The 9,321-nt window shown below is 70.8% G+C and carries 7 protein-coding genes; 5 read left to right on the plus strand and 2 right to left on the minus strand.

The window, feature by feature from the left end; translation table 11 throughout:
- Positions 1 to 290: tRNA-binding protein (locus tag G7A99_RS13930; protein WP_371807620.1), on the minus strand; the 290-nt coding region annotated here is incomplete at its 3' end.
- A 111-nt stretch (positions 291 to 401) separates the two neighbouring features.
- Here G7A99_RS13930 and G7A99_RS13935 point away from each other — a divergent pair.
- The 3 genes from G7A99_RS13935 to G7A99_RS25790 are packed head-to-tail and all read left to right on the plus strand — an operon-like array spanning position 402 to position 4,283.
- The gene (locus G7A99_RS13935) at positions 402 to 1,322 is read left to right on the plus strand and encodes an ABC transporter ATP-binding protein (protein ID WP_163141142.1); all 921 of its coding nucleotides are present in this window, start codon (positions 402 to 404) and stop codon (positions 1,320 to 1,322) included.
- A 1-nt stretch (position 1,323) separates the two neighbouring features.
- Positions 1,324 to 4,152 (plus strand): Gldg family protein, encoded by a 2,829-nt coding sequence (locus tag G7A99_RS13940; RefSeq protein WP_163141145.1) that lies wholly within the window; start codon positions 1,324 to 1,326, stop codon positions 4,150 to 4,152.
- A gap of 2 nt (positions 4,153 to 4,154) precedes the next feature.
- On the plus strand, positions 4,155 to 4,283 hold the full coding sequence (locus G7A99_RS25790) for a hypothetical protein (protein WP_256379725.1): 129 nt from the start codon (positions 4,155 to 4,157) through the stop codon (positions 4,281 to 4,283).
- On the opposite strand, the gene G7A99_RS13945 is transcribed toward G7A99_RS25790, so the two are convergent.
- Complete coding sequence (locus G7A99_RS13945; RefSeq protein WP_163141147.1) at positions 4,280 to 4,903, minus strand: 2-hydroxychromene-2-carboxylate isomerase; 624 nt, start codon at positions 4,901 to 4,903, stop codon at positions 4,280 to 4,282. The two genes, G7A99_RS25790 and G7A99_RS13945, sit on opposite strands and share 4 nt — an antisense overlap.
- 99 nt (positions 4,904 to 5,002) lie before the next feature.
- On the opposite strand from G7A99_RS13945, the gene G7A99_RS13950 reads away from it, so the two are divergent.
- Positions 5,003 to 6,049 carry a sodium:calcium antiporter gene (locus G7A99_RS13950; RefSeq protein WP_163141150.1) on the plus strand — a complete coding sequence of 349 codons (1,047 nt, stop codon included), beginning with the start codon at positions 5,003 to 5,005 and terminating at the stop codon, positions 6,047 to 6,049.
- 222 nt (positions 6,050 to 6,271) lie between these two features.
- The coding region (locus G7A99_RS13955) for a PAS domain S-box protein (RefSeq protein ID WP_163141153.1) at positions 6,272 to 9,321 on the plus strand (3,050 nt) is incomplete at its 3' end.

Below are 9,321 nucleotides of genomic sequence, written 5' to 3' on the forward strand. Positions count from 1 at the left end.
ACCTCGCCGTCGTCGTCATGGAAACCGGTGACCAGGCACTCCGAGCGGATCGGGCCGATCTGTTTGGACGGGAAGTTCACCACCGCCACCACCTGCCGCCCGACCAGCGACTCCGGCGTGTAGTGCGCGGTGATCTGGGCGCTGGACTTGCGCTGCCCGATCTCAGGGCCGAAGTCCACGTGCAGGATATAGGCGGGCCGGCGCGCCTCGGGGAACGGCTCCGCCGAGACCACCCGGCCCACACGCAGCTCCACCTTCATGAAATCGTCGAACGTGATCGTCTCCATCATTCCTCCCCGTCGCGTTGTTGCTGAGCGCGGCCACTTGGCGGAGTGCCCCGCGGGGGCACACTATACCCGCCGGCGGCACGCCGTGCCGTCACAACGCCACAGGGAGTCGGCATGATCGAGAGCCAGCAGCTGACCCGGCGCTATGCCGGTGTCACCGCCGTTGAGGACGTGTCCTTCCGCATCGGCCGCGGCGAGGTCGTGGGCCTGCTCGGGCGCAACGGGGCGGGCAAGAGCACGGTAATGAAGATGCTGGCCGGCGCGCTCGATCCCAGCGCCGGGCAGGTAATCATCGGCGGTGCGGCGATGGACCGGCACCGGCGGGCGCTGCAGCGCCGTATCGGCTACCTGCCGGAGAACTGCCCCGTCTACCCGGAGATGAGGGTCGCCGACTATCTCGACCAGCGTGCCGCCCTCCAGGGGGTTGCACGCCGTAGCCGACCGGCGGCGCTGCGGCGCGCGCTGGCGAGCACCGACCTCGCCGGGCGCGCCGCACAGACCATCGCCACCCTGTCGCGGGGCTACCGCCAGCGCGTGGGCGTCGCCGCTGCCATCATCCACCAGCCGGCGGTGATCATCCTGGACGAGCCCACAAACGGCCTGGACCCCGCCCAGATACGGGGCATGCGCACGCTCATCCGCACCCTGGCGGCAGATGCAACGGTGCTGGTCTCCACGCATATCCTCCAGGAGGTCCGTGCGGTCTGCGACCGGGTGCTGCTGCTGCGCCGCGGCCGCCTGGCACTGGACGCCCCCCTGGACGGCCTGGACCGGCCCACGGGACTGGCGCTCACCGTCGACACCGGGGCGGAGAGGCTGCGCGCGGCGCTGGCCGGTCTCGACGGTCTCGGGGAGGTGACGCCGCTGCCGGCACCAGAGGGCCTGCACCGCTTCGCCATCGACACCGGGACCCCCGGCGCCCTCGCCCCGGCCCTCGCCAGCCGGCTGCACGAGCACGCCATCGGCCTGCACGCCATGGAACCCCGGCGCCGGGACCTGGAGGCGATGTTCGCCGAAACGGAGAACGGGGCCTGACATGCGTGGAATCCGGCAGGTCTTCCGACGCGAGGCGGGGCTGCTCTTCGGGGCCTCGGCCGCCTACCTGTTCATCGGCGCGTTCCTCGCCGTCAGCCTGTTCGCGTTCTTCTGGGTCGAGGCCTTCTTCGCCCGGGGCATCGCCGACCTCCGGCCACTGTTCGAGTGGATGCCGCTGCTGCTGATCGCGCTGGTCGCCGCGGTGACCATGCGCGCGTGGAGCGAGGAACGCCGTGCGGGGACCATGGAGGTCCTGCTCGGCACCCCGGTGGCGAGCCCGGCGCTGGTCGCTGGCAAGTTCCTCGCGGCGATGCTGCTGGTCGCCACCGCGCTGGCGCTGACCCTGCCCCTGGCGGTGACGGTGGCGTGGCTCGGCCCCCTGGATCCGGGGCCGGTGATCGGCGGCTACGTCGCCACCCTGGCCCTGGCCGCGGCCTACGTCGCCATGGGGCTGTTCGTCTCGGCACGCACCGACAACCCGATGGTCGCGCTGATCGCCACCGTACTGCTCACCGGCGGCTTCTACCTCGTCGGCAACGACTGGCTGACCGCCCTGTTCCCGGCGCCGACCGCCGCTGTCATGCGACTGATCGGCACGGGCGCGCGGTTCGAGGCCATCAGCCGGGGCGTGCTCGACCTGCGCGACCTCTACTACTACCTCAGCCTTACCGTCACCTTCCTGGCACTGAACGTCCTGGGCATCGAACGGCTGCGCTGGGCCGGGGCCGGCGGTTCCCGGCGCCGGGCCAGGGCGTGGTACGCGGTCACCGCCCTGGTCGCCGCCAACTGCCTGATCGCCAACGCGTGGCTGCAGCCCGTCACCACCGCGCGGGCGGACCTCACCGCGGGGCATCGCTACACCCTCTCCGCGGCGAGCCGCGACCAGCTCGCGGGCCTCGACGGAGCACTGATGATCCGCGGCTACTTCAGCGGCCGGACCCACCCGCTGCTCGCACCCCTGGTCCCGCAGCTCCGCGACCTTCTCGGCGAGTACGCCCGCGCCGGCGACGGGCGGGTCCGCGTCGACACCGTGGACCCGCAGACAAACGCGTCGCTCGCCCGGCGCATCCGCGAGGACTACGGCATCGAACCGGTGTCGCTCAAGAGCGCGAATCGCTACGAGTCCTCGGTGGTGAGCGCCTACTTCCATGTGCTCGTGCGCTACGGCGGCGAGCACGTGGTCCTCGACTACCGCGACCTGGTGGCGATCAAGGGCGGGCGCGGCGGCGATGTGCGAGTGACCCTGCGCAACCCGGAGTACGCACTGACCTCGGCGATCCGCAAGGTGCGACGGCGGGCCCGCCACAACGGCAACCCCTTCACCGGACTCGACGCGCCGGTCACCTTCCACGGCTACGTCTCGCCGGCGGCCGGACTGCCCGGCCCCCTGGCGAAGCTGCGGGGCTCGCTCGAGGATATCCTCGCGGACCTGCGCAGGCGCTCGGACGGACGGCTGCGCGTGTCCTTCGACAATCCGCAGGCCGGCGACGCCGCCCTCGCCCGCCGCCTCCGGAACGAGTACGGCTTCCGCGCGATGACCACCCGGGCCAACCGCGACGAGAGCTTCTACTTCTACATGGTCCTGGAGCAGAACGGGCGCACGGTCACCGTCGACCTCCCCCGGGACCTCGACCCCGATACCCTGCGCGAGGCGATCGAGTCCGGCATCCGGCGCTTCGACGCCCGCCAGCAGCGCACCATCGCCGTCTACCGGCCGCCCAAGGGCCTGCGCGCGCGCCTCGGTACCGGCGGGCGGACCTACCGCACCCTGCTCCAGCGCCTGGAGCAGCACGCCACCGTCGCGCGCACGGACCTGCGCGACGGTCATGTGCCCACCGGCACCGACCTGCTGCTGGTGCTCTCCCCGCGGGGCCTGGACGAGCGCCAGCGCTTCGCCATCGACCAGTTCCTGATGACCGGCGGCACGGTGGTCGTCGCCGGCTCGCGCCGCCCGGTGCTGGTCAGCGCCGAGGACGGGCTGAGCGTGCAGCCCGGCGACACCGGTCTGGCGGACTGGCTGGGGCACAACGGCGTGTCCATCGGCGACCGCTTCGTTCTCGACCCGCAGAGCGGCTCACTCACCCTGCCCTCGCGCCGCAACGGCGAGGTGAGCATGCAGACCATGGACTACCCCCTGTTCGTCGACGTACGCGGCGACGGGCTCGCCGATGTGCCGGCGCTGGGTAACCTCCGGCAGGTCACCATGGCCTGGAGCGCACCGGTCCAAGTGGCCACGGCAAAGGCCCGGGGACTCTCCATCACGCCGCTGGTACGCAGCTCCCCGCGGGCGTGGACCAGCAGCGAGCGCGCGCTGCTGCCGGACTACGACGCCCACCCGCTGCTCGGCTTCCCGCAGCCGCAGGACCGCGGCCGGCGCACCCTGGGGGTGATGCTGCAGGGACGCTTCACCTCCGCCTTCGACACCCCGCCCGGCCCCGGGCCGGACGGCGACGGCGCGGCCCGGGCCACGCCGCTGATCGATCACTCACCGGACGGCACGCGGCTGGTGGTGTTCGGCGGAAGCAATTTCCTCACCGACTCCGCACTGGACATCATGGCGCGGAGCATGGAGACCCAGTACCTGCAGCCGGTGACGATGGTGCAGAACCTGGTCGAGGCCTCGCTGGCCGATCCCGCGCTGATCGCCCTGCGTGGGCGCAACCGCTTCTCGCGGCTGCTCCGGCCGATGCGCGACGAGACCCGCCGGATGGTGGAGTACGGCAACTACGCGGCGGCGCTGGCCGGCCTGCTGCTGGTGCTCGTCGCCCAGCGCGCCGCGGCCTGGCGCCGGCGTCGCCGCCTGCGCCGGATACTCACGGAGGAGGGATGACGATGCACCGCCTGATCCTCGCGCTCGCCGCGCTGCTCGCCGTCCAGATCGCCGTCACCGCCGCCGTCTGGGGCACCGCCCCGACGGCGGCGACGCCTATCACCCCGGACACGGCCATCGACACGGGCTAGCCGCGGTCGGCGAGCCCGTCCGGCAACGCCGCCACCCGCCGCATCTCCGGGGTGTCGAGCACCGCGGGCTCGGCGAGATAGGCCAGCGCGAAGTCCATGCCGTCGTTGCCCCAGAACAGCTCGTCGCCCACCGCCAGGGTGGGCACGCCGAAGACGCCGCGCTCGATGGCGGCCGCGGTCTCCCCGCGCAGCCGGGCACGTACCGACGCCTCACCGGCCGCGTCCACCGACACCCCGAGTCGCTCGGCGGCACCGGCCACCGCCGCCTCCGTGCGCGGGTCGACACCGGTGGTCCACAGGTACTCGAAGATGTGACGGACCGCCCGGCGTCCGCACCCGGCGGCGACGGCCAGGCGCAGGTAGGGCACCGGGTTGAACGGATGTGCCGCCGGGAAACGCAGCGGTATGCCGTGGGTCTGGGCGTAGCGCACGCACACCCGGTAGGTCCACAGCCGCTTGCCCGGGATCTCCGCCGGCCCCTTCTGCCCCCAGTGCGAGAGCACGGCACCGAGCACCACCGGGTGCAGCACCGGCTCCGAGGGCAGCTCGTCCAGACGCTGCAGCGCGAACCAGGAGAACGGCGAGACGACATCGAAGTACCAGTCCAGTGCGGTGCCCATCGGCCCCTCCCGGTTGCGGCTGTTCACATTCCGGCGCTTTACCCCGGCCCACCGCGAGTGTAGCGTCAGCGCCGCAGCCGTGCGTCGCCACCACCGGGAGTGCCATTGACCACACTGATGCTGTGGAGCGCCGTGGCCCTGATCGCCATCGGCGTGATCTGGAAGGGCAGCGGCCTGCTGGAACGCGCCGCCGAACGGCTGTCCGCCTACTACGAGCTGCCGGAGATCGTGCAGGGCGCCATCGTCGTGGCCATCGGCTCGAGCTTCCCCGAACTCTCCACCACCGTGATCTCCACGCTGGTGCACGGCGAGTTCGAGCTGGGTGTCTCCGCCATCGTCGGCTCGGCGCTGTTCAACATCCTGGTCATCCCCGCCGTCTGCGGCCTCTCGGGCAAGCGCCAGCTCCACGCGAACCGCGACCTCGTCTACAAGGAGGCGCAGTTCTACATGATCGCCGTCGCGGTGCTGACCCTGAGCTTCTCCTTCGCGGTCATCTATCACCCGGTGGCAGCCACCCCCGGCGCCATCAGCGGTTCGATGACGCGGGGCCTGGCGCTGATCCCGCTCGCCGTGTACGCCCTCTACATCTTCGTGCAGTACCAGGACACCCTGGAGTACAGCTCGGAGGTGGACGCCTCGCACATCCGCCCCGGCCGCGAATGGGCACTGCTCGGGGTGTCGCTCGCGATCACGGTCGCCGGCGTGGAGGCGCTGGTGCGGGCGGCGCTGCACTTCGGGGAGTACTTTGGCACACCGAGCTTCCTGTGGGGCATGACCGTGGTCGCTGCGGGCACGTCCGTGCCGGACGCCTTCGTCTCCGTGCGCGCCGCCCGCGACGGGCGCGGGGTCACCAGCGTCGCCAACGTCCTCGGCAGCAATATCTTCGACCTGCTGGTGTGCATCCCCGCCGGAATCCTGCTCGGCGGCGCGGCGGTGATCAATTTCTCCGTCGCCGCGCCACTAATGGGCCTCCTGACCGGTGCCACGGTGCTGCTTTTCCTGCTCATGCGCACCCGCATGGTCCTCAGCCGTCACGAGTCGGTGGCCCTGCTCGCGGCCTACGCAGCACTGCTGGTCTGGATCACGCTGGAGAGTTTCGGCACGATCGACCTGGTACCGGGCCTGCCCCCGGACGCACCCGCCTGACCCCGCAGCTCTGGACCGCCGCAACAGGGCGGGCCTACCCTGTTGACTGGCGATAGGGGGAAACCCGGCGAGGGCACTCCGCGGGGCATGGCGATGCCATTGCACCTGCGTCTGCGTGTCGAACCCGACTCAACTTCTCAGAGGTATTCTCGTGTGCCAGAGCGCCGTAGCGATTCGGGAGCAGGGCGCATGCGGCCCGGGGGCGCCGGGACCGGCTGACTCATGACGGTATCTCCGGGTGAATTGGCGAAAGGCGCCGCGGCGCGCGAAACGCGAAAGGGCCGATCCCCGTGGCGCACCGCCGCCGTCATCGCCGGTGGTTACCTCGCCTTCGGGCTGCTGTGGATACTGATATCGGACTGGCTGCTGGCGCTGATGGCACCCGGCGAAGCCGCCCTGTCGGAGTGGCAGACGTACAAGGGTATGGCATTCGTGGCGTTGAGCGCGGGGGTCATCGCCGTGCTCGCGCTGGCTGAAGCACGCCGTGCACGCCGGGTGGACGTCTTCTGGCACGGCATCATCGACGGGGCGCGGGAAGGATTCTGGATGGTCGACCCCAACGGCCGCACTGTCGAGGTCAACGCCACCCTGGCCGAACGGCTCGGCTACTCCCGCGAGACGATGCGGGGGCGCCCGCCGTTCGAGTTCGCCGACCCCGCCAGCCGCGCCGATTTCCAGCACCAGGTGGGACACGACGGCCTCCCCGGTCTGCGCCACCAGGACGCCGCGCCGCGGCGCTACGAGGTCACGCTGCTCTCCCGCGACGGCGAACGGGTACCCGCCCTGTTCCACGCCACCAGCCTGTACGACGAACACGGCCACCTGACCGGCTCCTACGCCTTCGTCACCGATCTCACCGAGCATCGCCGCCGTGAACGCGAGCTCGAGCTTGCCCGCTACGCCCTCGAACACAGCTTCGACGCCATACTTCGGGTAGCCCCCGATGGCCGCATCGTCGATGCCAATCGGGCCGCCTGCACTATGCTCGGCTACACCCGCGACGAGCTGCTGGCGCTGGCAATCCCGGACGTGAACACGGATTACACGCGGGAGAACTGGACGGCCCACTGGGAGGCAGTCCGTCAGCAGAGGATCATGCGGCTGGAAACGCGGGACCGGCGCAAGGACGGCACCACCGTCCCCGTCGAGGTGGGCATCAGCATGCTCACCTACGGTGGCGAGACCTTCATGATCTCCGTGCTCCGTGATCTCACCGAACGCGAACATAACGAGGCGCGGCTGAGAAGGACCAACCGCGCACTACGCTCGCTGAGCCGCGCCAATGCCGCGCTGATCCACGCCGAAGACGTGGACGGTCTGCTCCTGGGTGTGTGCCGGGCGCTGACGGACACCGACGACGGCTACCCGCTGGCGTGGGTCGGCTGGGCGGAGGAAGACGAGGCGCGCAGCATCCGCGCGGTCGCTGCCTCCGGGGACGGCGCGGACTATCTCCGGGCAATCCGTGTGAGCTGGGCCGGGGATGACTTCCACGGCCAGGGCCCCGCGGGGACCGCCGTGCGCACGGGCAGCATGCAGCGCATCGACAGCATCGAGGACGACCCGGGATTCCGGCCCTGGCGAGAGGCCGCCACCTCCCACGGCCTGCACGCCGTTATTGCGGTACCCATCGTTCTGGACGGCCAACCCCGCGGCGTACTCAGCGTCTATGCGGACATAGCCAATGCATTCGGCGACGCCGAAGCGGACCTGCTCCGCGAGCTCGCCGACGATATCGCCTTCGGTGTGGAGGCGTTGCGCATCCGTGCCGAGCACGAACGCCAGCTCTCCGAGCTGCGCCTCGCCGCCACGGTGTTCGAGCACAGCGCCGAGGGCATCGTGGTCACCGACCCGCAACAGCGCATCGTCGCGGTGAACCAGGCCTTCACCCGGATCACCGGCTACCCGGAATCCGAGGCCGTCGGCGAGACCCCCGCCCTGCTCCACTCCGGGGTTCAGAGCACCGAGTTCTATCGCAACATGTGGCGCGAGCTGACCGGCCGCGGCGTCTGGCAGGGGCAGATCTGGAATCGCCGCCGCAACGGCGAGACCTATCCGGAATGGCTCACGATCACCGAAGTGCGCAGCGATGACGGCGCCCTGGAGAACTATGTCGCCGTGTTCGCCGACATCACCGAGGCCCACCAGGCGCAGGAGGAGCTGACCTACCGTACCTACCACGACCACCTGACCGGCCTGCCGAACCGCGCCTTCTTCCGCGAGCGGCTGGAGCACGCGCTGGCCACCGCGGACCGCCGCGGCCGGACACTCGCCGTGGTTCTGCTCGACCTGGAGGGCTTCGGCGCAATCAACGACAGCCTCGGACCGGAGGCCGGTGACACCGTGCTGCGGCAGGCCGCAGAGCGGCTCGGTGCCCATCTCGACGCCGACGACACCCTGTCGCGGCCCGGCGGCGACGAGTTCTGGATACTCCTGGAGAACATCGGCCGGCACCATCAGGCCGACCACGAGCTCCAGCGACTGATCGACGCCCTCGCCGACCCGCTCACCGTGTCCGGCCAGACCCTGCGCCTGGCAGCGAGCGTGGGCGTCGCCCTGGCCCCCACGGACGGCAGGACCACCGACGAGCTCCTTACCCGCGCGGCCACCGCCCTGCACCGGGCGCAGCAGTCCGGGCGCAGGCGCATCGAGTACTTCCAGGCCGATATGCACGAGCAGGTCCAGCGCCGCGTCCGGCTGGAGGAGGCCTTAAAGGTCGCCATCGACGCCGGCGAGCTGCGGCTGTGGTATCAGCCCCAGGTCGACCTCGACAGCGGCGAGACCGTAGCCGTGGAGGCGCTGGTGCGCTGGCAGCACCCGGAATGGGGACTCGTTCCACCGGCGGAATTCATCCCCCTCGCGGAGGAGACCGGACTGGTGGTACCGCTGGGGGAATGGGTCCTGCACGAGGCGATCGCCCAGTGCGCCGAGTGGCGGCGGCGCGGCCTGCCGGTACAGCGGATCGGCGTGAACGTCGCCGCCGCCCAGCTCCAGGCCGCGGACTGGCCCGACCGGGTCGCCGCGGCCCTCGACCGTGGCGGCCTGGCCCCCGAGGGCCTGGAGCTGGAGATTACGGAGCAGGGCTTTCTGGCGGACGTCGGCGCGACGATGGCCAATATCGACCGTCTCGTCGACATGGGCATCCAGCTCGCCATAGACGACTTCGGCACGGGCTACAGCTCGCTCGCCTATCTCAAGCGCGTCCGTGCACGCACCCTCAAGATCGACAAGGCGTTTATCCGCGGGCTGCCCGACGACGAGCACGACCGCTCCAT

Source organism: Arhodomonas sp. KWT, assembly GCF_010993615.1.

Bases quoted from the DNA above. Each gene is read 5' to 3' on its own strand.
- G7A99_RS13935 (WP_163141142.1), top strand. From the start codon at position 402: ATGATCGAGAGCCAGCAGCTGACCCGGCGCTATGCCGGTGTCACCGCC.
- G7A99_RS13940 (WP_163141145.1), top strand. From the start codon at position 1,324: ATGCGTGGAATCCGGCAGGTCTTCCGACGCGAGGCGGGGCTGCTCTTC.
- G7A99_RS25790 (WP_256379725.1), top strand. From the start codon at position 4,155: ATGCACCGCCTGATCCTCGCGCTCGCCGCGCTGCTCGCCGTCCAGATC.
- G7A99_RS13945 (WP_163141147.1), bottom strand. From the start codon at position 4,903: ATGGGCACCGCACTGGACTGGTACTTCGATGTCGTCTCGCCGTTCTCC.